The sequence below is a fragment of the Stenotrophomonas sp. UBA7606 genome (assembly GCF_002477705.1).
GTDB lineage: Bacteria > Pseudomonadota > Gammaproteobacteria > Xanthomonadales > Xanthomonadaceae > Stenotrophomonas.
The window spans coordinates 17283-44000 of record NZ_DLJW01000043.1 but is presented as its reverse complement, the minus strand read 5'-3'; the positions used below and the strand labels follow the sequence as shown (position 1 = coordinate 44000).

The following is a 26718-nucleotide window of genomic DNA, read 5'->3' as shown; positions in this document are numbered from 1 at the left end:
TTGCGGCTAGTGACACTTCAGGGGATGACATGCCAACGCTTCACGCTCGAACCACGCTTTCCGGCCTCTGGCGCGCCGGTGGCGCCGGCATCGCCGGCCTGCTGCTGGCCATGACCGCGTTCCAGGCGGCCGCGCAGAACGTGCTGTGGGAGGATTACCGTGGCACCACCAGCATCGCATCCGATGCCAATTACATCGGTCCGCAAGGCGCCCCGCGGTTCGTCAACAACCCCGCCACCATCGCCAACCTCTCCGCGTTGGCCAACAACCCGGCCAATGCGGTCCGCACCGGCACCTCGGCGCTGGTGGACTACGGCAGCAATCCGTTCGCGTTGTGCGACAGCCGCACCGCCGCCAACCTGCAGACCGATCCCTGCCGCTACCAGGCCATGGGCCGGGTGATGTACACGCTGGTGCGGTTCCCGGTTGCCGGCACCTACACGCTTTCCGTGGCGCATGACGACTCGGTGCAGGTCAGCATGTCCTCCAGTTACACCAGCACCGCCTACCGCACCGCCAACTACGACATCCCGGTCGGCGCACTGAGCAGTTACACCAACGGCGAAACCGACTTCCGGGCCATCGGCAGCTTCAACGCCGACGTCGCCAACAGTTGTGCCCTGATGCGCATCTACTGGGTGAACGCCGGCGGCCTGAACTTCAACCGGCTGCGCTGGCAGCATCCCTCGATCAACGGCGGCGCGGCGCAGATCATTCCCGCCACCCAGTTCAGCGACCCCTCGCAGGCGAGCGGTTCCAGCGGCTGCGCCGGCAGCATCGTCTACCCGGTGCCGGCGATCATGGTCAACAAGGTGGTGAACCTGGGCCGCATCGCGCCCAACGACCAGTTCACCGTCTCCATCCGCCAGGGCAACAACACGTTGCGCGCGGCCTCCACCAGCGGCGCCGGGACGGGGCAGCAGGCCAGCACCGGAGCGCTGCAGGTCAGCACCGGCAACCACGTCGTGCGCGATGACATGGCGGCCAACAGCGTCCAGGCCATCGGTGACTACGACAAGAGCATCAGCTGCACGTCCTACCAGCTCAACGGCCAGCAGCAGGCCTACACGCCCAGCGGGACCGGCCCCGACTGGACCATCGCGGTGGCGGCCAACACGCAGTACACCTGCACCATCACCAACACGCCCCGGCCGGTGGTGACCGCGCGCAAGATCAGCGAAGGCGCGGTGGGCGCCTTCACCTTCACCGGCACCAATGGCCTGCCCTCGCAGACGCTGACCACGACCAGCGCCGGCCAGGCCGTGGCCGGCAGCGCGCGTGCGCTGACGGCGGTGAACACGGCCACCACGCTGACCGAGGCACAGACGCCGGGCTTCGCCCTGAGCGCGATCCAGTGCACCGGCCTGCCCGCCGGCGTGAGCGGTACCGTGGACCTGCCCAACCGCAGCGTCACGCTGCCGGCCGCGGCCATCGTCCAGGGCGCGAACATCGTCTGCACCTTCACCAATGCGGCCGGCGTCGACCTCTCCGTGACCAAGACCAATGCCGTGGCCAGCGTGCCGTCCGGGAGCAGCACGACCTATTCGCTGCAGTTCCGCAACGGCGGCCCGGGCGATGCCAGTGGCGCGGTCCTGAAGGACACGCCGACGAGCGGGCTGTCCAACTGCCAGGTGCTCTCCTGCACACCCAGCAACAATGCGACCTGCCCGCAGGCGCCGGCGGACCTGCTGACCGCCAACGGGGCGACGGTGACGGCGTTCCCGGCCAACAGCCAGATCAACGTGCAGGTCCAGTGCAGCGTCAACTGAGCCCGCGCCCGGCGACCATGCCACCGGGCGCGGTCGCTCACTTCACCTGTTGCAGCAGCGAGTGGAGGATGCGGGCATCTTCGGCATCCAGTTCGGCGGGCAACGTGTCGCTGCCACGGAAGCGCCGGTGGAAGGCGCGCGCGGCCGCGGCACGGTCGTCCATCGGGTAACCCAGCGCCTGCAGCGCCAGCCAGCGGTCGAAGCCTTCCGGGGCCGCGCCGTCGCTGGCCTTGGGCCAGATACCGAAGCCGGCCTCGGCCAGCTGCTGCCAGGGGAAGAACCGGCTGGGGTCGGCCTTGCGCGACGGGGCCAGGTCGGCATGGCCGATGATCTGGCTGCGCGGGATGTTGTAGCGGGTGCACAGGTCATCGAGCAGGCGCAGCAGCGTGGCGATCTGCGGTGCGCTGAACGGGCTCTCGCCGTCGTTGTCGATCTCGATGCCGATCGAGGTGGAATTGAGGTCGGTGATCGATCCCCAGCGCCCGCCACCGGCATGCCAGGCACGTTCGCTGTCGGCGACCAGCTGGTACAGGTCACCCTTGCGCCCCACCAGGTAGTGCGAGCTCACCTTGCCGCCGCTGTTGGCGCTGCGCAGCGTGTCCAGGCTCTGCTGCACCGAATCCTGGTCGGTGTGATGCAACACGATGATCACCGGCTGGCGTGCGTTGTGGTTCGCCGAGGGAACCCATTGCGCCAGGGGATTGCGCTGCGGCGTGGTGGTGCAGGCGGCGAGTGCGGCGACCAGCGCCAGCGGCAACAGGAGTTTGTGGTTCATGCCGGGCATTGCACGTTGCCACGGATGGGAAAGCAAGTGACCTACGGCAGGATGCTGGCGCGGCCCTCACTCCAACCCCTCTCCCGCGTGCGGGAGAGGGGCTTTTGAAGCGGCGCTCAGGCCTCGTAGGCGGATTCGCCGTGGGTGGTGACGTCCAGGCCGGTGCGTTCGGCTTCCTCGCTCACGCGCAGGCCGACCAGCGCGCGCACCACCAGCAGGATCACCGCGGTGACCACCGCACTCCACAGCACCGTGAAGCCGACGCTGACCACCTGCACCCAGAGCTGGTGGCCGATGTCCAGGTCGGCCTTGGTGCCGCCGAGCGATTGTGCGCTGAACACGCCGGTGAGGATCGCACCGACGATGCCCCCCACACCGTGCACGCCGAACACGTCGGCGGTGTCATCGGCCTTCAACAGGCGCTTGAGCCCGGTCACGCCCCACACGCAGATCATGCCGGTGACGAAACCAATCACGATCGCACCCAGCGGGCCCACCGTGCCACAGGCCGGGGTCACGCCGACCAGGCCGGCGACCGCACCGGAGGCCGCGCCCAGCGCCGAGGGATGGCCCTTGGTCACCGCCTCCACCAGCGTCCAACCCAGCACCGCGGCGGCGGTGGCCAGCACGGTGTTGATGAAGGCCAGCGAGGCGACCGTGTCGGCGGCCGCGGCCGAGCCGGCATTGAAGCCGAACCAGCCCACCCACAACAGCATCGCGCCGATCCAGGTCAGCGGCAGGTTGTGTGGCTTCAATGCGGTCTGGCCATAGCCCAGGCGCTTGCCGACGAACCACGCCGCCACCAGGCCGGCGACACCGGCGTTGATGTGCACCACCGTGCCGCCGGCAAAGTCGATCGCGCCCATCTCACCGAGATAGCCGCCGCCCCAGACGATGTGCGCCATCGGGATGTAGCTCAGGGTGAACCACAACGCCGAGAACAACAGCACCGCGCGGAACTTGATGCGCTCGGCGAACGCGCCGACGATCAGCGCGGTGGTGATGCCGGCGAAGGTGGACTGGAAGGCCACGAACAGGAAGTCCGGCAACCCGGTGATCGGCGTGTTGCCCACCGATTCGGGGGTGAAGCCCTTGAGGAAGGCGAATTGGGTGAAGGAACCGAAGAACTGGTTGCCCGCACTGAACACCGCGCTGTAGCCATAGGCCACCCACAGCATCAGCACCAGCGAGAACACCACCAGCACCTGGCTCAGCACCGAGAGCACGTTCTTGGCACGCACCAGGCCGCCATAGAACAGCGCCAGGCCCGGCACCACCATCATCAGCACCAGCAAGGTGGCGGTGAGCATCCACGCCACGTCCCCGCGATCGAAGCTGGGCGCCGCCTCGGCGGCGGCTTCGGCCGGGGCCTCGGCGGCAACTGCCGGTGCCGCGCCTTGCGTTGCCTCCGGCGGCAACGTGGCCTGCTGGGCCAACGCGTGTGAGGGAAGCATGCCCACCGCCATGACGGCGAGCATGAACGACAGGCACAGGCCACCGAACCGGGCCTTGAGCCCGGTGAAAAATTCCGTTCGCATTGTCGACTCCGGCTGTGGGGGTTAGAGCGCGTCAGCGCCTGTTTCACCGGTGCGGATACGCACCACCTGCTCGAGCGGGGTGACGAAAATCTTGCCGTCACCGATCTTGCCGGTGCCGGCCGCGCCCTGCAGGGTTTCGATCACCGCATCCACGCGGTCGTCGGTGACGGCGGTCTCGATGCGGATCTTGGGAAGGAAGTCGACGACGTACTCGGCACCGCGATACAGCTCGGTGTGCCCCTTCTGGCGGCCAAAGCCCTTGACCTCGGTGACGGTGATGCCGGCCACGCCGCGTTCGGCCAACGCCTCGCGCACGTCGTCCAGTTTGAACGGCTTGACGATGGCCATGATCATCTTCATTGGTCAGCTCCTTGGGCAATGGCGGAAGCATACCCCGAGACGGCAGCGTGCCACCCACCTGCATCCGGACTATCCTTACCCCCAGTCAAAACGGATACCGATGCCTGCCATGGGCGGCCAGCTTCCACGCTAGGCCCACCCCTGCGGAGAACCCCCCATGATCGACCTCAACCACATCGATGCGCTGGCCCGCCGTCTGAGCGACCTGGTGCCGCCGGGCCTGCGCGAATCGCGCGAAGAACTGCAGGCCACCTTCAAGAGCGCACTACAGGCCGGGCTGGGCAAGCTGGACCTGGTCACCCGCGAGGAATTTGAAGTGCAGCGCGCCGTGCTGCTGCGCACCCGCGAAAAACTCGACGCGCTGGAACAAGCCGTCGTCGCCCTGGAAAACCGGCTCACCGACAAGAACGCCTGAGCGCCGGGCCATGAGCCTGGCACTGGTACACAGCCGCGCCCGCGCCGGCGTGCGCGCACCGCCGGTGCAGGTGGAAGTCCACCTGTCCGGCGGCCTGCCCTCCACCCAGATCGTCGGCCTGCCCGAGGCCGCCGTGCGCGAATCCCGCGACCGGGTGCGCGCCGCCATCCTCTGCGCGCAGTTCGATTACCCGGCCCGCCGCATCACCATCAATCTGGCCCCGGCCGACCTGCCCAAGGAAGGTGGCCGCTTCGACCTGCCGATCGCACTCGGCATCCTTGCCGCCAGCGGTCAGATCGACCGCAAGACCCTGGCCGACCACGAGTTCATCGGCGAACTGGCACTGACCGGTGAGCTGCGCGCAGTCGATGGTGCCCTGCCTGCCGCGATTGCCGCAGCCAACGCCCAACGCAGACTCATCCTCGCCCCCGGCAACGCCGAGGAGGCGGCGCTGGCGCAACATGCCGATGTGCGGGTTGCGCGCACCCTGCTGGAAGTCTGCGCCGCGCTGGCCGGAACCAAACAGCTGCCTGCCGCGCAGATGCCGGAGGCACTGCCCCTGCAACCTGCCGACCTGTCCGATGTACGCGGCCAACTACAGGCCCGACGCGCTCTGGAGATCGCCGCCGCAGGTGCCCACCACCTCCTGCTGCTGGGTTCACCGGGCTGCGGCAAGACCCTGCTGGCCTCCCGCCTGCCCGGCATCCTGCCCGACGCCAGCGAAGCCGAAGCCCTGGAAACCGCCGCCATCACCTCCCTCAGCGGCAGCGGCGTTGACCCACGTCGCTGGCGCCAGCGCCCCTACCGGTCACCGCATCACACCGCAAGTGCGGTTGCGCTGGTTGGCGGTGGCTCGCATCCGCGGCCCGGTGAGATTTCGCTGGCCCACAACGGTGTGCTGTTCCTAGACGAACTGCCGGAATGGAACCGGCATGCGCTGGAAGTTCTGCGCGAGCCGCTGGAGTCCGGCACGGTCACGGTATCGCGCGCCGCCCGCAGTATCGAATTCCCCGCACGTTTCCAACTGGTGGCGGCAATGAACCCCTGCCCGTGCGGCTGGGCCGGTGACAGCAGTGGCCGCTGCCGCTGTTCAGCCGATGCCATCAGCCGCTACCGCGCACGCATCTCTGGGCCGCTGCTGGACCGCATCGACCTGCACCTGCACGTCCCTCGGCTGGCGCCCAGCGAGCTGCGCGGCGATGCCGCCGAGGGCGAAAGCAGCGTGACAGTCCGTGACCGGGTGATGGCGGCACGTACGCGCCAACTGCAACGTGCCGGCCACGCCAATGCGCACCTGGGACAGAAGGAGACACTGCGCGATTGCAGCCTGTCGGCAAGCGATAGCGACCTGCTGGAACAGGCCATGGAACGGCTGCAGCTATCGGCACGGTCGATGCACCGGATCCTGCGGGTGGCCCGGACGATTGCCGATCTTGCCGGGGAGGTGACGATCCAGCGGGCGCATCTGACCGAGGCGATTGGTTACCGGCAGTTGGATCGGGGCGGTGTTGGCGGTGAGGGCTAGGTTGTTGCCGGCTTGCTTGTGGGCTGGAGCAGAAGCAAAGGCTTACCCCTCCCCAGCCCTCCCCTTGGCTACGCCAAAGGGAGGGGGCCGAACACTGCCCCTCGCTGTTGCCGGGGAGGTAGCGATTCAGCGGGCGCATCTGACCGAGGCGATTGGTTACCGGCAGTTGGATCGGGGCGATGTTGTCGGTGAAGGCCAGGGTGTTGCCAGCTTGCTTGTGGGCTGGCGCGGAAGCAAAGGCTTACCCCTCCCCAGCCCTCCCCTTGGCTACGCCAAAGGGAGGGGGCGGTGTTCTGCCCCCTCCCTTGTGCAAAGCGCAGGGGAGGGTTGGGGAGGGGTGAGCTCGTGAAGCACCAGATTCAGGACAAATCCCAAAAATCCCTTCACCATCGTTCGCGAAGCCCCCGCAGAGAACGGCCATGGAACGCATCCAACGCCCCTACTTCCCGATCATCTATGTGCGCGGCTACGCGATGACCCGCGACGAGATCGTCGAAACCACCTCCACGCCGTTCATGGGCTTCGAGGCCGGTTCCACCAAGATGCGCCAGGCGCAGGACGGCAGCATCGTCAAGTTCGTGTTCGAGTCGCCGCTGGTGCGGCTGATGAAGGATTACGACTACCGCGACGTCTACGAATTCGGCGCCGAACGCCGCGACCGCATCTCGCCGCGCTGCATCGTCATCCACCGCTATTACGACCCGGCTGACCCGGCCTTCGGTGATGGCAAGACGCCTTCCATCGTCGATGCCGCCGCTGCGCTGGGCAAGCGCATCGAGCAGCTGCGCGACAGCATCTGCGGCAACAACGCGGCCATGCGCAAGGAGTTCCGCGTCTATCTGGTCGCCCACTCGATGGGCGGACTGATCTGCCGCTGCCTGCTGCAGAACCCGGAGGTGGCCAGTGCCGAGGTGAGGGCGATGGTCGACAAGGCCTTCACTTATGCCACGCCACACAACGGCATCGAGGTCGGCGGCATCAACCTGCCGAACCTGCTGTCGATCAACGACATCAACAATTTCAACCGCAGCAACATGGGCAAATACCTGAAGGTGCCCAAGGACAAGGTCAATACACTGGGCAACTCCGGCTTTCCGCCGGAACGGCTGTTCTGCCTGATCGGCACCAACAGCCGTGATTACGCCGCGGCGCACGGGCTTTCATCGTTTGCGGTGGGTGCGCTCAGTGATGGCCTGGTGCGCATCGCCAATGCCTATGTCGAGGGTTCGCCGCGGGCCTTTGTCAACCGCAGCCACAGCGGCTACTTCGGCATCGTCAATTCCGAGGAGGGTTACCAAAACCTGGTGCGCTTCCTGTTCGGCGATACCTGCGCCACCGCCCAACTGGATATCAGTGCCCTGCCCTTTCCGCCGGAAATAGAGGCAGCGCGCAAGCGCGGCAAGAAGATCGCCTCGTCGTATTACATCGAGGCCACCGTCGCGCCGCGCGGTGCCTATACCTACGAACTCACCTCACGCACCCAGGCCAACCAGTGCGCCATCCGTCGCGAGTACGGTGATATCTTCGACGCGCAGGGCAACCTGCTCAAGGACAAGCGCTCGACCGTGCTGTTCTCGGTATTCCTGGACAGCAGCAAGATCATGGCCGGCAGCGAGATCGCCTTCTCCATCGATCTTGCCGTCAGCAATGCCGGTTACGAAGTGGATGGCGCACTGTTCCTGAAGAACCATATCCCCGGCGAATTCCTGTTCCGCAACACCCTGGTGGTGTTCGCCAAGCCCGATGAAGCTGGCAGCTGGCGGCTGCGCTACGTCTGGAGCGACGACCAATGGGCGGGCGGTCCCAAGAACGAGGCCGAACTGGACGGCGCACGCAACAAGGCCATCGGCATCGCGCAGCAGGCCCCCAATGTGTTCGCCATACCGCTGCAGTCGGCCAAGGGTTTTGCCGCGGAGCTGAAGCTGTCGCTCTCGCAGTGGCGCTGAGGCCTCCCCGGGCCAAGGCGATGCCTTTGCCTACCAATGGCCCGAACGGCCGTTGTTCGCTGTTCGAAAACGCGTTCAGTTGATCGTGCAGGTCATTTTCATTATCCAGGCTTCGCCGTTCGGGAAACTGGGAATGTTCAAGCCATTCTTGAGCCCGCTGGCCGTGACCGTAATCGGGCAATTGCCCCCGCCACTGCGCGTGCAGGTCACCACTTCGCTGCAGGTCAATGTCGAAGGCACCGCATCCTGCAGCACCGCACCATCCGCTGCATCCGGGCCATCGTTGCGCGCAACAATCGTGTACTCGATGCTGCTGCCCTTCACCACCGTAGTGCGGTTGTTGGTCTTGTTGACGACCAGGTTCGCCGTCAGCGGCGTATTGGTGAAGTCACACTCGAACACCTCGCCGGCCGTCACCGATGCCGCCGGCAATGTCAGCACCGTACCGCTGCGGGTACCGACCACGTTGCCGGCCCGATTGCGGCACTCCGCCTTTTCCAGCTTCCAACCCGGCGGCAGCGCGGATTCGGTGATGACGACATTCTGCGAAAGGTTGGAAACCGTGAACGACTGCACGCCCGCCAGGTCCGCATCACCATCCACCTGCACGGCCTGACCGCCCTGCGTGGTAGTGACAGGTGCGTTGGCACGTGACACGTTGCCCAGAGCAAAGCTGAACGGTCCACCCGCCGCGCCGGTGGTGGTCTTGCGCAGCAGCACCGCGGGCGGCAGCTGCGTGAGCGCCGCTGGGCAGCGTGCACCGTCAAGGTTGGTTGAAGTACTGGCATTGTCCGACAGCAGGTCATATGACCAAACACCCGACGCCGTCTTGAAGATGCGATAGACCAACCCGACCGTTGCAGGCTGGCCACCGGCAGGCGCACCTGAGCGGTAGGCGTAGATATTGCCGTTGCCATCCATGAAGATCGCGCCCCAGCCACCGCTACCCGGGCTGGCAGGCAACGTGGTCAGCACCTCAGGCGCCCCCAGAGAGCTGCCGCTCCAGGCTGCACGAAATACTTCCCGGGTTGCATTGTTGACCGAGTAAAGATAGGTGGCAGTGCTGTCGAAGGCGTAGTCGGTGCTGTCACCCATCATGGAAACAGGAATGCCCGATCCAATGACCTTGTTGGTCGCAGGATCCACCCTGTACATCGTGCTTCCGGAAGAGAGCACGAGATAGCCTGTGACCGGGTCGACGTCGGCAGCGTAGAAGCCGGTGCGACCCAGCGTCCCCGGTGCGACGGCGTACGGCAGGTCGGCAACACCATTCTGGCCGATTCGCACCAGTCGGCGGGGCTGGCTGCCATCACCGTTGTACCAGCCCCAGATGTAGCCGTCCTTGCCAAACCCCACCGCGTTGACACTGCTGCTGCGCAACGGCGAACTGGCAGGCAGGCTGGTGCCCAGGTCGGTAATCGCACCGCTCAGCAGGTCCAGCGAGAACAGACTGTTGCCGCGGGTGATGAACGCCTGGCTGGGACAGCCGATAAACGCGGTGGGACAGGTCACAACCGCGTTTGCGGTGGCTTGGTCGTTGCCGGGGTTGATGTCCGAAAAAGCCGATGACGCGGGAAATGCCACCTTTGCGGTATTGAGCAGCGACATGCCGCATTTTGCACCGGCCACGTCGCTTACCATCGCGCTGATGGTGAACGTCAACTCGCCACCGCTTGCCAACGTGTAGCCGCCGCTGACGTTGAGATTGCCGGTGCCCGATAGCGCCGGGCAGGTCGAACCCGTGCTCGCGGTACATGTCCAGCTCGCACTGGCCAACCCCGCAGGCAGGGTATCGGTGATGGTGGCAGCATTTGCCGCACTGATCAGCGGGGACTGATCACCGGGGTCGACGGTATTGATGTCCTGGTTCTTGACCTTGACCAGGTAGACCAGTTGTTCGCCCAGCACAGGCGTCTGATTTGATACGGTCTTGGTCACAGCAAGATCTGCGGGGGCAGCCACTACCAGGTTGCGGATCTCGTGGAAGTTGGTAAGGCCGCCGGTTGAGCCGCCTACGCCGACGCGTAGCCGGCTGGGCGCCGGGTAGGCGAAGTCCTCGTCCTTGAACAACATCTTGCGGGAACCATCGCCCGAGGCAGTGTCGGAAAGATAGTAAGCGGATACACGGTAGCCGGCATTTCCAGTGGCATTCTTCGGAATCATGTCCACATAGATGCGGCGGATCCTGGTAGGGCGCGCTGTCGCTGTGTTGTTGCTGATCGACTCGCCCACCGCCAACCCCTTCACGTAGGGATTGGCACCACCTGCGGCATTGGTAGGGCCGCGGATGGCGACGAAGTTCTGTCCTTCGGCATTGCTTTCATATGGACCGGGAGCGACGCAACGGCCATAGGGGTCGCGTTGCGAGTAGCTGCCGTATTCGTCCACGCCGACGCCGAGATAACCACCGGCACCACTGCAGTAACCCAACCCTGCGCCAACCAGCGCACCGGACATGTTGCTGTTGGCGTCATACAGATACACGCTGATGCCGTCGGCGCCGGTGCCTCCCCAGGCAACGTAGTCAAAGCGCATCTGCACCCCGTAACTTGACGAAAAGGCGCCGGAGGTCGCCGTATACAGCGCGTTGCCGACCTTGTAGTTGCCGCGCGAGGTGACCCGCAACCAGCCATTGCCAGCCGTGTCCTTGGTGCCGCCAGAGCCTACGCCGTCCCCCGACAGATCCCGGCCAGCCGTCAGCACACCGCTGGGATTGTTCGAGCTGGAGTCGGTGCCGGTGAACGTCCAGTTGCTGTCAGTCGCGTTGGTGAAAGGTGCTGTCACCTTCACCTGTGCCTGCGCCACGGCGCAGGGCAGCACCAACGCAGCCATCGCCGCTGCAAACCGAACCTTCCCTGCGAACATGGCCTTTCCCCTGTACCAAAGGACGTTGCCGAGCTGCATCCCGCCCCGGCAACGCCATTCCCATCGCCCCACCACGTGTCATCAAAAATCTGGCTTCTGCACACCGACCGCATGTGCAGAAGCCAGTCCCCAAGTGATGATCCGCGTGCCTGACGCCCCTGGATTCAACCGAACTCAGCCGCCGATAATGTGATGAGGCGCGTGTTTTTCCTGTGAAGTTGATCGCACTTGCACAGCAAGTGTTGCCTGCGTGCGTCAGTAGCTGCCCACCACATTCAAGAACCAACCACGGTGGTCGTAATCGAAGTCGGTGAGCTTGTCGCTGAAGTCGGTGAAGTTGTAGCCGACACCGACGCGGAAATTCCGGCCGATATCACGATCAACACCCACCAGTGCACCCTGCCTGCGACCGCCTTCCTTGACGCTCAAACTGCGGTACTCGGCCAGCGCATGCCAATCGGTGGTGATGCCGTAACGCACCTGCGCGGCCAGCAGGGTAGCCGCCGAATCCGCCCAGGCACCGGTCATGCGGCCCATGCGCACCTCGCCTTCGCGACGCGCCGCCTTCAGTGCGAATTCCCAGTGGTTGAGCGGACGGTAGACACCTTCGAACGACAGCACCTGGCTGCGCTGGTCGTAGTAGGTGCTACTGGTGTCCTGGGCCAGGGTGGAGACGTCGTACAGATAGGTGTAACGGCCCAGCAGGCCCCAACGGGTGCTGTTGAACGGACGGTAGGCAAAGCCGACATTGCCTTCGATGAACCTGGCACCGGCCAGCGGGTCCAGCGCATCGTCGGTGTCGGAGTAGTTGAAACGTGCGGCAATCCGCAAGCTGTCGTTGAACTTGTGGGTCAGGTTGTTGGTAGTCACCCACTGCTCGCGGCGCTCGGCACCGGAGTCACGGCGCCACTCGACCTTGCTGCTCCACTGGGTATCGGCCGAGGTGCGGCCACCGTTGACGCTGACCGCCTTGCGGTTGATGTTGCCGGTACCACGGTCCAGCTCGGCATCCTGCAGCTGGAAGCCCAGGGTCCAACCCACGCCCGGATAGAAATCCATGCCGAAGGTATGGGCCAGGCCGCTTTCATTGCGCGCCTTCAGGTACTGGCTCTCGTTGAACACATTCACCTGGTTGGACAGGCGCCAGCGTTGGCCCAGCGTCCAACCGTCACGCTGCACCGGATTGAACAGCGCGTCGTAATCGCTGCTGGTGGCGTTGGTGAAAGTGTAGTTGCCGTAGATGGAGTGGTCAGAGGTCAGCCGGTACTCAGCGTTGACCTGCGCCGCATCACCGCGATCACCGTGGGTGACCTCGGCGCCAACGCTGGACAGGTTGCCGAACTGGTAATTGCCGCCCACCGTCACCGCGTCGTTGTCGCGGTACTTGCCCCCGTCATCATCCAGGGTGAACTGGGCGGTGCCGTACATGTCGAAGGCCGTACCGAAGCGATGCTTGTACTGCAGCGCACCCAGGGTACCTATCCCCTGGCTGCTGATGTCGCTTTCATCAACGCGGCGCAGTTCCGCGCTCAAGGTGTTGTCATCGTTGATACGCCACTCACCGGTGAGCTGGTTCTGCTCCAGGTACTGCGCGCCACGTTCGGCACGGCTGTAGCGGCCGTAGATATCGAACGCCGGCGAGAGCTGGCCACGGAATTCAAAGCCGCGCTCGCGCACTTCCTCGCCGGTGTCGTAACGGGCAATGGAGTAGCCCGCATCCACACGCCGCATCCAGGCACCGGCAGACCAATCCAGCTGCGTCCAGCCCAGCTCCTTGAAGTTGGCGCGGGCTTCGACCGAACTGGCATCGCCCTTGCGCTGGGCGCCCAGGCCGGAGTTCAGCTGGTCAAAGCTGAGGCCGCCATTTTCCGAATAGAACACCGGGGCGCTGGTGCTTTCAGTACGCGCCTGCTCCACCTTGAGGTAGGTGCCGCGACCGGCCTGCAGGGTGAGGTCGGCCGCCGCCAGGGTGTAATCGTCGCCAGCACGGTTCTCATCGATGTACGTGACGCCAACCCCGACGTGATCGCCAAACCATTGCTTGCCGCGCACACCGGCGGTTATTTCATCCGGATTGAAGCCGGTGGGCAGATATTCGTAGTCGACCAGCAGCACCTGGGTGTAGCCGTCCAGCGGAGTATCGCGCGACAGACGCGGCAGGCCATCGCGGGTGACGATGGACAGCGCATCGGACAGGATCAGCCTGCCCTGGAAATCATCGATCTGGTAGTCGGCACCGGCCTGCAGGTCAATGCGCTTCTCGACACGGCCGGTGGTGGCATCGCGGATCTCGATGGCCACCTTCTCCGAGCCCGGCAGGATGTCGTTGTGGCGCAGGTAGTACAGGCTGCCGCCGGTGCCGAGGAACTCGCTGTGGCCCGGTGCGGTCTGCGCTTCGGAGCCGAATACGCGCACTTCCGAGCGTGCCTCGCCCCACGGATTGGTGCCACGGCTGCGCCAGCTCAGCGCGCCGCCGTACAGGGAGCGCGAGTACTGGCCGTACTCGGTACCGGTGATGCCGGTATTGAAATTGCCCCACAGCGCCTGGCTCTTGTCCCAATCCACCCGCACGTACAGGCGGCCCTGGGTGTCCACGTCACGGTAGGTGGTGGAATCATCGCCATACACCGGGTAGTACTGGTCCGGATCCAGGCGACGGAACACGTCCTGCGGATCGGCGTCCCAGAAGCCCTTGAACATCTCGCTGACTTCGCGCTCCTGGGTATCGGCCTGTGCCGTCACCAGGTACTTGCCCTTGACCTTACCCTTCAGATAGAAGGCCAGGCGGCCGTCGACCACCAGGTCCTTCTCGTAGCGGTCATCGTTGCCCAGCGGCTCCAGCGAGCCGGAGACACTGCCGCCGGACAGGGTGAAGTCGGCCAATGCCACGGCAAACATGTAGCGGCCGGTGACGTCGATATCCAGCTGATCGCGCACCGCCGGTGCATCTGCGCCGGCCGCGATTTCTATGTCGAACTTGTGCTCGCCCACCGGCACCAGGTATTCGGCAACCAGCTTGCTCTCCATGTCCACCGGCTGCATCTGGCCGTTGATCTTGACGCTGGCACGCTCGGGCAGGTTGCGGCCCTGGATGCGGATGCGCGAGCCGTAGATGGCGATGTTCTGCTGGCGCAGGCTGTCGCGACCAAAGCTCTGGTCGACCAGGCTCTGCAGCTGGGCATCGTCGGTGTTGAACGCCGTGCCCTTGCTCTTTTCCACAGCATTGCGCAGCTGCTGCGCGCCGCGCTCGGCTTCCTCGGGCCGCACCAGCTGCAGGCGGCTGGGATAGGTTTCATCGAATGCACCGTCCGCACCATAGGCACGCACGATGTAGACCAGCTCATCACCCACCTTGGGCTTGTAGCCGGACGGCAGGCTGCCGTCCCACTCCAGGGTGGTGGATGCGGCAACCGGCAGGTCAATCGTGGCTACCGGATCGACCAGGTCGGTATCGGTGGCGCGGTATACCAGTACCTCGGCGCGCTGCATGAACGCCGAATAGTTGTTGTAGGCGTAGAACTGCACCGGCTTGGTGACACGGCTGCCGTCGAACGGCACCAGCGACGGCGCCGAGATGCTGAAAGAAGGCTGCCCCAGATTGGGGTCTTCCGTCGCCCAGATCACACCGCCATTGGCCAACTGCAGCGACCACTTGCCGATGGCGATGGCCTGCCCTGGCTGCAGATCCTGCTTCCAGTCACTGTCGGTCTTCTCTGCTTCCACCGACACGCGACGGTCCGGTGCCAGCTGCACCGACGAGGTCGGGTCGGCCTGGGGTACCAGGGTTTCCTTCTTGCCCCGGCTGATCAGCTTGAACAGCATGCCGTCATCGCTGTTGCAGCCCTGGGCATCACAGTCCGCCTGGGCGGCACCGGCATCACTGGTCGGTGCCGTCGCAACCGCTTCCTGCGCCTGCGCAGCAGAGGCCATGCCCGCCAGTGCACACAGCAGCGCGTAATCCAACAATTTCATTTTCATGGCGACACCTCCTTGGCTGCCTGCCCAGATGAGGCGTCGGGCCCGCCAGGGATGAGTTCGACATTGACCTTGCTGCGCTGGTCGGCCGGCAGCTGTGCGCTGATGGCGTCATACACCGCCTTGGCACGACGCATCCCCAGTGCATCGTTGTAGGCGTCGGAAGCACGGCGGTCGGCATGGCCGGTGATCTTGACGATGCGCGTATCCATCTCCACCAGGTAATTGGCAATTCGAGCCAGCAAGGCGGTGTATTCCGGCTTGATGGTGGATTTGTCGGTGTCGAACAACACATTGCCCAACACCGGCCAGGACAGCAGGCCCACCACCATGGATCCGTCGTCGGCGGTGTTGGTGCGCAGGCTCACCTGGGTGCGCGCGGCGATGTCGGCCGGCAATGCCGCCACCAGCGCCTTGCGCACTGCCACCGCGCGGTCGAATGCCAACAGCTCGTCTTCGCCGTGGGCAGCAATCACCACCTCACCGCCGCCGTGGCTACGCACCTGCTCGGCCATCTTCTCCACGGCCGGCAGGTACTGGCTGCGTACTTCGGCGCTGGCCGGGGCAAACATCACCTCGCCCAGTTCCATTTCCACCTTCTCGCGGGGCTCACCCTGCACCAGGCCCGGCGGCAACTTGACGCCGAAGTCGAAGCGCACCGGCAGCCCCGGAGTGATGCGGCGCACCAGCGGGTTCCTGGTGGTGAACACGCTGCCCGGCGGCAAGGTGGCCGGATCCACCTTCAGGATGAAATTGCGGCCGCGGTCATCACGTCCTCCGTCCACCCCAATCAGGTTGTAGCGGCCGAACTGGTCGGTTTCCACCAGCAGGCCTTCCACCGAGGCAATACGCACACCCGGAATGCCACGCTCGTCCACACCGTCGTTGCGGATGATGTAGTCGACGCGGTAGCCGCCCTCGGCCGGGGTGACCTTGCGCTGCACGCTGGGCAGGGCCGCGCTCAGGCCGTTGGCAGCATCGCCACCTTCGGCACTGACCGTAGTCTTGCCCGCGGCATCCATGCGCAGGGTGGCGCCCTGCTTGCTGGTCAGCACGAAGTCACCGTTGAAGTCGAGCGAGCGCAGCAGCTGGCTCACCACGACCTGACGGGCCTGGGCCGGATCGGCATCGGACTGGCGACCACCGATCTTGCCGATGGCAATGCCATGCAGCATCGGCGAGCTGGCATCCGGCTCGGCCTGCGGACCATTGCCACGATCCACCGTGGTGGAGTTGGCAATGTAGGCGCCCGCGGCAAAGCCGCCCTGCACGCGGATGTCGGACAGGTCGGCAGAATCCTGCCAGCCGTCACCATCGCGGTCGTCGAACACCGTACCCAGCAAGGTGGATTCGTCCATCATCGGGTCGGCAACCATCTGCACGGTGGCGGTGCCCACATTGGAGATGCGGCGGCCGTTGTCATGCAGCTCGGCGGCGTTGGTGTGCAGACCACCGCGCACACCGGCACCCACACGCAGCAGATAGGTGACGACGGCACGGTCACCTTTGGCGATGTCGATCTGGTCCACGCGGATCGGGAAGCTGCCTGCCAGGCGGCCAGCGCCATCGCGGTCGGCCACTTCCAGCGAGCCCACCACCAGGGTGAAGCCGACCGGCGGGGTATCGACCAGCGTGCCGTCGACCACATCGGACTCGCCAACGTTTTCCAGAGTGACGGTGTAGCGCACCAGGTCACCCACCTTCACATCACGCGGGCTGGCCTGCTTGGTCACACGCACCTGGGTTTCACCTTCAATCCGGATGGTGGCGGTAGCGGTATCGCAGACCGGCGTGGGCACGGAAACGTCGCACACGCGGTACACGAAGCTGTCGTTGCCCACATAGCCCGGGTTCGGCGTGTACACGCAGCTGCCTGCACTGCACACGACCGTACCGTTGACCGGCGGCGTCAGTACCGTCAGCGAGGCGGGATCCAGCGGCACCTTGGCCGAGGTGTCATTGCCCAGCACCGTCAGCGTCACCGGCGTATCAACCTGCGTGGTCGCCTCATCGTCAATCGCATCGATGCGATTCGGGGTGACGATGATGGTCACCGTTGCCCTGTCACAGACAGGCGCCGGTGCGGATACATCGCAGACCTCATAGACGTAGGTATCCGTGCCCGAGAAGTTCGGGTTCGGCGTGTACGTCACGCTGCCGTCCGCATTGACCATGGTGGTGCCGTGCGACGACGGGGTCACGATGGTCACCGCGCCCGGATTCAGACGCGGACCCGAGGTGGTGTCATTGGCGATCACCTGCGTGATCACCGGCGTGTTCTGCTCGGTGGTGCCACTGTCGTCGATGGCTTCGATGCTGTTCGGCAGAACAATGACGGTCACCGTTGCCGTGGCGCAGTTGGCCGGGTTCAGGTTCTCGCAGATCTGGTAGGTGAACGTATCGGTACCTGCATAGCCAGGATTCGGCGTGTAGGTCACGGTGCCATCCGGGTTCACCACCACCGAGCCATTGGCCGGCGGATTGACCTGGGTGACGGTGACCTTGGCCGGATCGGCCGGCATACCATCAAGCATGTCATTGCCCAGCACCGACACCGTTACCGGCGTGTTCTGCGCCGTGGTGGCCGAGTCGTCGTTGGCAGTGATCGGCGAGACACCCACCACCACCATTGCCACGGCGGTATCGCAGTTGCCGGTGTTGAGCTTGTCGCAGATCTCGTACGTATAGGTGTACGTGCCTGCGGTGGTGCCCGGGGCGATGGTCAGGCTGCCGTCCGGGTTCATGGTGATGCTGCCCGCGGCTGGCGGCGTGGTCAGGCCCAGCGTGGTGCCGGTGCTGCCGGTACCGGTGCTGTGCAGAGTCACGCTGCCGATGGTGACCTGCACGCCATCCAGGGTGTCATTGACCAGCACGGTCGGCGTGTTGCCGCCTGTGCTGCCGCTGACCGGAGCCATGGTGTCGTCGTTGGCCACGATCTGCGTCGGTTGCGCGGTGACCGTTACGGTGTCCGTCGGCGGCGTCAGCGTGCCACCGGTCGGGGTACCGTTGGCGGTAGCCACGTTGGTCACCTTGCCGGCCACCAGATCCGCCTGAGTCACGGTATAGGTTGCGCTGCAGGTGGTGGCTGCCCCGGCGACCAGTGAGGTCACCGGGCAGCTGACACTGGCGATCCTGTCATCACTGACCGACAGGCCATTGATGGTCACGTTACCGGTGTTGGTCACCAGATAGGTGTACGTAATCACCTCACCAACAGATGCATAGGTGGTCTTGTCCGCGCTCTTTTCGATGCTCAACGAGGGCGTCTGGGTGATCGGCGTGGTCACCGTCGGCGCACAGTCGGCGGCCATGGTGCAGGCACCCGGCGTGGTCGTGGTCACCGCGGCGGTGTTGATGACGTTGCCGGCATCCACATCGGCCTGCACGACGGTGTAGTTGCCGGTCAGGGTGCAGACGGCATTCGGGGCCAGGCTCGCACAGGTCGTGCTCGACGGGCTCAGCTTGCTGTCGCTCACCACCACGTCGGCCAGGGTCACGGTGCCGGCGTTGGTCGCGCTCACGCTGTAGGCAATCACGCTGCCCACGGTGTACGGACCGGTCGAGGTCACCACCTTGGTCGAGGTCAGCTTCGGGGTAGCAGTGGAGCTCACCGTCTCCGTATCGGTCGGCGGCGTCAGCGTGCCACCGGCCGGGGTGCCGTTGGCGGTGGCCACGTTGGTCACGCTGCCGGCATCCAGGTCGGCCTGGGTGATGGTGTAACTGGCCGTACAGGTGGTCGAGGCCGTCGGCGCCAGGGTGCTCACCGGGCAGCTGACGCTGGCGATCTTGTCGTCGCTCACCGACAGGCTGTTGATGGTCACATTGCCGGTATTGGTCACCAGGTAGCTGTAGCTCACCACCTCGCCCACGGCGGCATAGGTGGCCTTGTCAGCGGTCTTGGCGATGCTCAGCGACGGGCTCGGCGTCGAGGTCACCGTCTCCGTATCGGTCGGCGGCGTCAGCGTGCCACCGGTCGGGGTGCCGTTGGCGGTGGCCACGTTGGTCACGCTGCCGGCATCCAGGTCGGCCTGGGTGATGGTGTAGCTGGCCGTACAGGTGGTCGAGGCCGTCGGCGCCAGGGTGCTCACCGGGCAGCTGACGCTGGCGATCTTGTCATCGCTCACCGACAGGCTGTTGATGGTCACATTGCCGGTATTGGTCACCAGGTAGCTGTAGCTCACCACGTCGCCCACGGCGGCATAGGTGGCCTTGTCAGCGGTCTTGGCGATGCTCAGCGACGGGCTCGGCGTCGAGCTCACCGTCTCCGTGTCGGTCGGCGGCGTCAGCGTGCCATCGGTCGGGGTGCCGTTGGCGGCGGCCACGTTGGTCACGCTGCCGGCATCCAGGTCGGCCTGGGTGATGGTGTAGCTGGCCGTACAGGTGGTCGAGGCCGTCGGCGCCAGGGTGCTCACCGGGCAGCTGACGGCGGCGATCTTGTCATCGCTCACCGACAGGCTGTTGATGGTCACATTGCCGGTATTGGTCACCAGGTAGCTGTAACTCACCACGTCGCCCACGGCGGCATAGGTGGCCTTGTCAGCGGTCTTGGCGATGCTCAGCAACGGGCTCGGTACCAACGGTGTGGTAACCGTACTGTCATCGGAAACCGATGTCGTGCCGCCTGCAGGCGTTCCCGTGGCGGTCGCCACATTCACTACGGAGCCAGCGTCAAAGTCGGCCGCCACTGTGCTGTAGACGTTGCCAGTACACGCGAACGTCTGCGTGGCATTGATACCAAGAACAGTGATCGAAGTGCAGCTGAGCCCAGGCAGTTTCGGATCGGAGATCGTGACGTTGTTGAGGACCGCCCCCCCGGTATTGCGGACGCTGAATCCGTAGGTGATGGTCGACTGATCAGCTGCCAGAACGGCATTCTTGGTGAGTTCCAATGCCGGCGTTGAAACCGGCGTGGTCACCGTGCTGGTGCAGTCGCTGCCCGAGGGGCATGCCGCATCACCACCGCCACTGACGGTCGCCGTATTGGTCACATTCGCCGCGGCCGCAGCCGTCGGCGTCACCGGGATGGTGAAGCTGGTATTGCCGCCCACCGCCAGGCCCGCAGCAATGGTGCAGGTCACCGTCTGGCCCGAAGCGCTGCAACCGGCCGGCAACGTGCCGATGGTCAGGCCGGCCGGGATCGGGTCGCTTACCGCCGTGGCGGCAGTGGTCGCTGCGGTACCGCCGTTGTTGACGGTCAGCGTGTAGCTGGCCGGCACACCCACGATGAAGCTCGCCGCACTGGCGGTCTTCACCACTTTCAGCTTCGGCGCATTGACCGGCGTGGTCACCGTACTGCTGCAGTCGCTGCCCGACGGGCATGCCGCATCACCACCGCCACTGACGGTCGCCGTATTGGTCACATTCGCCGCGGCCGCAGCCGTTGGCGTCACCGGGATGGTGAAGCTGGTATTGCCGCCCACCGCCAGGCCCGCAGCAATGGTGCAGGTCACCGTCTGGCCCGAGGCGCTGCAACCGGCCGGCAACGTGCCGATGGTCAGGCCGGCCGGGATCGGGTCGCTTACCGCCGTGGCGGCAGTGGTCGCTGCGGTACCGCCGTTGTTGACGGTCAGCATGTAGCTGGCCGGCACACCCACGATGAAGCTCGCCGCACTGGCGGTCTTCACCACTTTCAGCTTCGGCGCATTGACCGGCGTGGTCACCGTACTGCTACAGCCCTCCTCTGCAGGACAGGTGGCGTCGCCGCCACCGGTCACGGACGCCGTATTGGTCACGCTCGCCGCTGCCGCTGCCGTCGGGGTCACCGGAATGACAAAGCTTCTGGTCCCATTGGTGGCGGGCAGGCCCGCAGCAATGGTGCAGGTCACCGTCTGGCCCGAAGCGCTGCAACCGGCCGGCAACGTGCCGATGGTCAGGCCGGTCGGAATGGTGTCGGTAACGGTCGCAACTGCAGTAGTTGCTGCCGTACCAGTGTTATCCACTTTCAAGGTGTAGCTGGCGGCTACGCCAACCACCATCGGCGAAGTGCTTGCAGTCTTGGTGATGTGAAGCTTCGGTGCGGTAACCGGATCCGAATCGCGTGCGGTGCAGACGTTGCCGGCAAAGCTTATGGTCGTGGTTGCGTCACTGTCCGTGTCGGTGCAGCTGGTGCCCGGATTGGTAACACCCGTGGGCGGGGTGAGCGTGACGGTGTTGGTCGCGTTCTGCGCGTGTGCAACCGAGCCAGCGAACAGGCCCGCCATAGCCAACACGCCAACGCACGCGACTCGGTTGAAACCGACGACGAACTTCTCAGCAAACACACGCAGCTCCGATGGGCTTTCCCAGCCCAATGCAAGCGCTCCCCCCTACGCTGGAGCGGCTAATCCCGAACGCAAACAAACCCCCAAGGCGATAGCCTTGGCCTGGTCGGAGTCACAGGTGCTTGCTGGTGCCGAAAACGGGAATTCCCCTTCGCACTGCCGTCCCCCCAGTCCGCGCAGGCCTTCACGCCACAACCACACTTGAATGTACAAAACAAGAGCAGAAGTGACGAGGCATCACACTTTGGGCGGGATCCTAGCCAAGAAGATTTTTTTCACGATGAAGAAAGCTTCACGAATGTACAGGCCACCCCGAACTCTCCAGCACGCCGTATGGACGGCCTGAGAAGGCATGCCAGCACGGCAAAAGCCGCCACACCTTGCGGTTTCAAGAGCGTGCGAATGATTTCGAACCCGGCCGGCGACTGTCCACACGCGTGAACAACGTGAAAATTCCCTTCACGAAAGGGAATGCCATATTAATTTTGTGAATCAACGCACATTTTTCACCCGAGGCAGCTGACCGGGGAATACCCACGCCCAACGCACTCGAAGCGCCGCATTGCACGGCGCTTGCTCCCACAGTCGGCTGCGAGAGCCCGGCGGCGCAGTCGCCACCGGAATGGTTTCAGACCATCACACGCAACGGTGATGCCAATAGCAGCAGATCAACCCAGGCCAGTGGCCCTGTCCAATTCTTCACGCATGCTACGCAGGAACAAGGGGTCGGATAGATAGGCAACATTGAGCCGCGTCCAGGGCGATACCTGGTCCGCGTCCAGATTGAAGAAGGCACCAGGCGCCAACACCACGCCACGCTCAAGCAACCGCGTCGTCAACGCCCGGGTGTCATCGATGCCACCGAACCTGGCCCAAAGATACAGACTCTGTTCGGGCGCATTGAATACCGTGGCACCCAGCCGTTGCAGCACCTCCAGGCCTTCTGCGGTGGCAGCGCGGGTGCGGTCCTGCAGGCGACTGACATGGCGCAGGAAATTGCCTTCGCGCAGGATGGCTTCCAGAACGCGCTCGCCGTACTCACTGCTGCCGATATGCAGCAGCATTTTCAGATCGGCAAGCTCTTCGATGCGCGCGCTCTCGCCGGCGATGAAACCACTGCGCAGGGACGCCGACACGGACTTCGAAAAGCTGCCCACATACAGCGTGTTGCGGAACTGCGCCAACGAGGACAACCGCAACGCGGAGTTCGGTTTGAAATCCGCCATGGCGTCGTTTTCGACGATAAGCACGTCATATGCCGCTGCCAACTCCAGCACCCGTTTTGCCACCACCGGCGCAACATCGGTACCGGTGGGGTTGTGGGCGGTGGTCTGGATGAAGAATACCCGGGCCTTTGTCTGCTGCAGGGCCAACTCCAGCTCAACGAGGTCGGGGCCATCGGCGCGACGATTGATCGCTACTGGCTTGGCACCATGCAACTGCAGCTTGCCATATAGCGGGTAATACCCGGGTTGTTCGACAAGCACGGTATCGCCAGGTGCAACATAACGGCGAATGATCAGATCAAGCGCATGGTTGGCTCCAAAGGTCGTCACCAGCTGGCGGATGCCAAGCTCCATGCCATGTGCGGCAAGTCGCCGAACCAGCTGCTGGCGCAACGGCTGGTAGCCATAGCGGTTGCCATAGCGGAACAGCCCCCCCACCGAACGCACCACCTGCCGATGGAAACGGTCAAGACGCATGTAGGTCAGCCAATCCACCGGCGGGAAGCCTTCGGCCAGATGCGAACGCCCCGGCTCACGGATGGCCTGTTGCCGCATCAGCCAAAGGGTATCGATTACCCGGCTGTAACCCACAGGCTCCTCATCCTCTTCACGTTCCGCAGGCGCTTCCACGCCGCGCACGAAGAAACCCTTGCCGTGCCTGGGCTCGACCAGCGCCCGCTCACCGAGCAGATCAAATGCCGATATGACCGTGTTCTTCGAATAGCCATTCAGGCGCGCGTACTCGCGCAGCGACGGCAGCTTGTCGCCCGGCTTGAGGATCCCCGCCAATATCTGCCGTCCAATATCCATGGCGACCTTTTCGGCCAGTGAGATCTTTCGCGGTTCCGAGAGCATTTCGTTTCCAGGGGGAGTTCGTCCGCAGGGACTGTATCCACCGACCAACAGCCTCGGTAAGAGCATAAATAAGCATTTTCCGTCAGAGAAATCTGACTGTGTTCTCGGCAACTGTTCTATCCAGCTGTATCTGTAAGTCGTGGGATATGGCTCATCGCAGCGCGCCTTGGCTCGGTCATCGTGAACGCTTCGCAGCCTGTCCACGGAAGCCTTGTGAACGCGTACCTCCCCACTCCCCGCATCTGCAGAAGCCACCTGCCTGGAAACCAGCCGGCACCCACCAGGGTGCACATGACGATTCGCGTCGATGCCTATGAGCACTGGCCCGCCTCAAGCGCAAGCGGCTTTCCCGTTCCGGCAGCATCGCGCAAACGGGGGCAGCAATGATGGACGCAAGAAGCACGGAGCTTGACCGTGTTCGCATCATCGAGGTGGGGGCGCGTCGTGGTCTGCAAAGCCAGGTCAAAGCACTCGACCCGATTGTGCGGATGAACCTGGTGGAGCTGCTTGAGATTGCGGGCCTGCGCGAGGTCGAAGTGGGCGCTTTCATCTCGCCACGCTGGGTGCCGCAGCTTGCAGACACCGCCGCAGTGTTCACATTGCTGGGTGGCTCCCAGGCCAACCGCATCCGCTCGGCGATGGTCCCCAACCTGAAAGGCCTGGAAATGGCAGTTACTGCCGGCTGCCGTGACATAACGGTTTCCTCGGCGGCAGCCGAGCCCTACTGTCGTGCCAACTTCAACTGCAGCGTCGCCGAGAGCATGCGTCGTGCCGATGAAATATCAGGCTATGCCCTTGGGTTAGGAATCCAGGTACGTGCCACATTGTCGGCCATTGTCGATTGTCCCTTCAGTGGACCGGTTGCACCGGGTGAAGTGGTGCGCAAGGTAAAGCAGTTCCACGACATGGGCTGTCGGGAGATCTGCCTGATCGACTCCACCGGCACCGGCACACCTGCATCCATCGGCGAGCTGCTGCGTGCCTGTGCGGCCGAAGTTCCCATGGATGTTATCGCCTGCCACTTCCATGACACCTTTGGCCTTGGCATCGCCAACATGGTGGAAGCGCTTGAACACGGCGTGCGTGCCTTCGACACCGCCATCTCAGGTCTGGGCGGTAACGCCTACTATCCGGGGGCGGCCGGCAGCCTGGCAACCGAGGATATTGTCTACCTGCTTGGGGAACTTGGCATCCATACCGGCGTGGACATGGAAGGGCTGCTGCTGGCCGCCGACTACATCGACGTAGTGCTGGAGCGGCGTACCGAATCCCGTGTCGGCCGCGCCCTGCGGGCCCGCCGCAAGCACCGGGCCAGCGCATCCGGCAACCCGCAGGGGTGAATCGCCTGCACTGCGCAGCGCGCACTCCTTTGGGAGCTGCGCAGTGCTCACCCCGTTGTCTGTTGAAGGCGCCGCAAACGCCCAACCACGGCACTTCCAAGCGGCACCGGAGCCCGAGCCACCTGGGCTACCGCAAGCGCCGCGTCACCGTATCCCGGATCATTCACAACAGCATCCTCTTGCCCGCTTTCGAAGGAGCGGGCGCGGCATCAGCGCCTCTCACGCCTGGCGTGCCCCTTGGCCTATCGCGGTGGCCGATCTACGCGCGAGCTCGATGAAAGCGCGCACGTAGTCAATGCCGCTGTCCGCTTCGCGCGAACCCAGAAAGATCTGTTTGGCAACCCCGCGCGCGCCCAGCCGTACCGGCACCACATCCATACGGGCGGCGTACTCCTCCACCAGCCAGCGCGGCAATGCCGCCACACCACGGCCGCTGGCCACCATCTGCAGCATGATGTCGGTGGTCTCGATGGTCTTGTGGCGGCGCGGCGTCACGCCTGCAGGCAGCAGGAACTGGCTGTAGACATCCAGGCGCTCAATGTCCACAGGGTAGCTGATCAGCACCTCGCGGGTCAGTTGCTGCGGCTTGACGTAGGCCTGCGATGCCAGCGAATGGCCCTTGGCCACCACCAGCACCTGCTCGTAGTCGAACACCGGTTCGAAGCTCAGACCCGGCTTGTACAGCGGGTCAGGCGTCACCAACAGATCAATCTCGTAGCCGAAAAGCGCACCGATGCCGCCGAACTGGAACTTCTGCCGGACGTCCACATCCACGTCAGGCCAGGCCGCCAGATAGGGAGAAACCACCTTCAGCAACCACTGGTAGCAGGGGTGGCATTCCATGCCGATCCGCAGCGCGCCGCGCTCGCCCTGGGCGAACTGGTCCAAGCGTTCTTCGGCAAGCGTCAGTTGTGGCAGTACCCGGTTGGCCACCGCCAGCAGGTACTGGCCAGCCTGGGTCAGCCGCAGGCTTCGGCCTTCGCGCAGCCATATCTCGGTGCCCAGCTGCTGCTCCAGTTTGCGGATGCTGTGGCTCAACGCTGACTGGGTCAGGTTCAGTACCCCGGCAGCAGCCGTCAACGACCCCTGCTTCTCGACCTGCTGCACGATGCTCAGATGGATGCGCTCAAGCATATGGATGAGGATTCTTCATGGATTAGTGAAATAAGACCATTTTACGTCATGGAATACCACCGCTAGCATCGCTCCCACTTCGGTAGGTCCGGGAACGAGCAGATCCATTTCCAATGAAACCGCACTTGAATCCTCCACTGCGCGCTGTAGCCGTTGCTGGCGGCATGCAGCGCCCCTCCAGGGCGGTGTCGTTGGCCGAGCACCTGCTCGGTCTGGTCGGCGAACAACTGCACTGCGAGCAACGCCTGATCGAGCTGGGCCAGCTGGCCCCGCAACTGGCCGGTGCGCTGTGGCGCTCGCAGTTGCCCGATGCGGTGGAACAGCAGCTTGCAGCCGTGGAGCAGGCCGACATCCTGATTGTGTCCACGCCGGTGTACCGCGGGTCCTATACCGGGCTGTTCAAGCACTTCTTCGATTTCGTCGACCAGAACGCCTTGATCGACACCCCGGTGTTGTTGGCGGCCACCGGCGGCAGCGAGCGCCACGCCTTGATGATCGACCACCAGCTGCGGCCACTCTTCAGTTTCTTCCAGGCCCGCACCTTGCCGCTCGGCGTCTATGCGACCGACAAGGACTTCCTGGACTACCGCCTGCACGACGAAGCACTGATCCAGCGGTCCCAGCTGGCCGTCCAACGTGCCCTGCCGCTGCTGGAACTCAAACGCCATGCACAAGCAGCGGCCGCCGCCGTTGCCGCCGCCTGAAACACCCGGCCTAACCCCGAGCCAGCGCACT

Annotated in this window: 14 protein-coding genes; 6 read left to right on the top strand and 8 right to left on the bottom strand. The window is 64.5% G+C overall.

From position 1 onward, the window contains the following. Positions 1-29: 29 nt before the first annotated feature. Complete coding sequence (locus tag B2527_RS06135) at positions 30-1769, top strand: prealbumin-like fold domain-containing protein (protein ID WP_293706649.1); 1740 nt, start codon at positions 30-32, stop codon at positions 1767-1769. Between the two features lie 37 nt (positions 1770-1806). Here the strand turns inward: B2527_RS06135 and B2527_RS06130 are convergent, their stop codons facing one another. The 3 genes from B2527_RS06130 to B2527_RS06120 all read right to left on the bottom strand — a co-directional run bounded on the left by B2527_RS06130 (position 1807) and on the right by B2527_RS06120 (position 4442). Next, a complete protein-coding gene (locus B2527_RS06130; RefSeq protein ID WP_414717012.1) occupies positions 1807-2544 on the bottom strand; it encodes an N-acetylmuramoyl-L-alanine amidase in 738 nt (245 codons plus the stop codon). Between the two features lie 116 nt (positions 2545-2660). Continuing rightward, positions 2661-4082 carry an ammonium transporter gene (locus tag B2527_RS06125; protein WP_293706648.1) on the bottom strand — a complete coding sequence of 474 codons (1422 nt, stop codon included), beginning with the start codon at positions 4080-4082 and terminating at the stop codon, positions 2661-2663. Between the two features lie 21 nt (positions 4083-4103). Then, positions 4104-4442, bottom strand: coding sequence for a P-II family nitrogen regulator (locus B2527_RS06120; protein ID WP_293706647.1), 339 nt, complete (start codon positions 4440-4442; stop codon positions 4104-4106). A 157-nt stretch (positions 4443-4599) separates the two neighbouring features. Here B2527_RS06120 and ubiK point away from each other — a divergent pair, with 157 nt between their 5' ends. The 3 genes from ubiK (at position 4600) to B2527_RS06105 (ending at position 8328) form a co-directional block, all read left to right on the top strand. Then, complete coding sequence (gene ubiK, locus B2527_RS06115; RefSeq protein WP_293706646.1) at positions 4600-4857, top strand: ubiquinone biosynthesis accessory factor UbiK; 258 nt, start codon at positions 4600-4602, stop codon at positions 4855-4857. A 10-nt stretch (positions 4858-4867) separates the two neighbouring features. After that, positions 4868-6382, top strand: coding sequence for a YifB family Mg chelatase-like AAA ATPase (locus B2527_RS06110; protein WP_293706645.1), 1515 nt, complete (start codon positions 4868-4870; stop codon positions 6380-6382). Between the two features lie 419 nt (positions 6383-6801). Next, on the top strand, positions 6802-8328 hold the full coding sequence (locus B2527_RS06105; RefSeq protein ID WP_293706644.1) for an esterase/lipase family protein: 1527 nt from the start codon (positions 6802-6804) through the stop codon (positions 8326-8328). Between the two features lie 75 nt (positions 8329-8403). Here the strand turns inward: B2527_RS06105 and B2527_RS06100 are convergent, their stop codons facing one another. The 4 genes from B2527_RS06100 to B2527_RS06085 form a co-directional block, all read right to left on the bottom strand. Further along, the gene (locus B2527_RS06100; protein WP_293706643.1) at positions 8404-11193 is read right to left on the bottom strand and encodes a prealbumin-like fold domain-containing protein; all 2790 of its coding nucleotides are present in this window, start codon (positions 11191-11193) and stop codon (positions 8404-8406) included. 255 nt (positions 11194-11448) lie between these two features. Then, positions 11449-15171: a hypothetical protein gene (locus B2527_RS06095; RefSeq protein WP_293706642.1), complete on the bottom strand. Its 3723-nt coding sequence runs from the start codon at positions 15169-15171 to the stop codon at positions 11449-11451. Then, complete coding sequence (locus B2527_RS06090) at positions 15168-21428, bottom strand: DUF7507 domain-containing protein (protein ID WP_293706641.1); 6261 nt, start codon at positions 21426-21428, stop codon at positions 15168-15170. The genes B2527_RS06095 and B2527_RS06090 overlap by 4 nt, the downstream gene beginning before the upstream one ends. Before the next feature lie 668 nt (positions 21429-22096). Continuing rightward, positions 22097-23509 carry a PLP-dependent aminotransferase family protein gene (locus B2527_RS06085; RefSeq protein ID WP_293706640.1) on the bottom strand — a complete coding sequence of 471 codons (1413 nt, stop codon included), beginning with the start codon at positions 23507-23509 and terminating at the stop codon, positions 22097-22099. A gap of 386 nt (positions 23510-23895) precedes the next feature. On the opposite strand from B2527_RS06085, the gene B2527_RS06080 reads away from it, so the two are divergent. Next, on the top strand, positions 23896-24849 hold the full coding sequence (locus B2527_RS06080) for a hydroxymethylglutaryl-CoA lyase (protein WP_293706639.1): 954 nt from the start codon (positions 23896-23898) through the stop codon (positions 24847-24849). A 219-nt stretch (positions 24850-25068) separates the two neighbouring features. Here B2527_RS06080 and B2527_RS06075 read toward each other — a convergent pair whose 3' ends face one another. Further along, positions 25069-25983 (bottom strand): LysR family transcriptional regulator, encoded by a 915-nt coding sequence (locus B2527_RS06075; RefSeq protein WP_293706638.1) that lies wholly within the window; start codon positions 25981-25983, stop codon positions 25069-25071. Between the two features lie 113 nt (positions 25984-26096). On the opposite strand from B2527_RS06075, the gene msuE reads away from it, so the two are divergent. Then, positions 26097-26687, top strand: coding sequence for an FMN reductase (msuE, locus tag B2527_RS06070; protein WP_293706637.1), 591 nt, complete (start codon positions 26097-26099; stop codon positions 26685-26687). Positions 26688-26718: the final 31 nt, after the last annotated feature.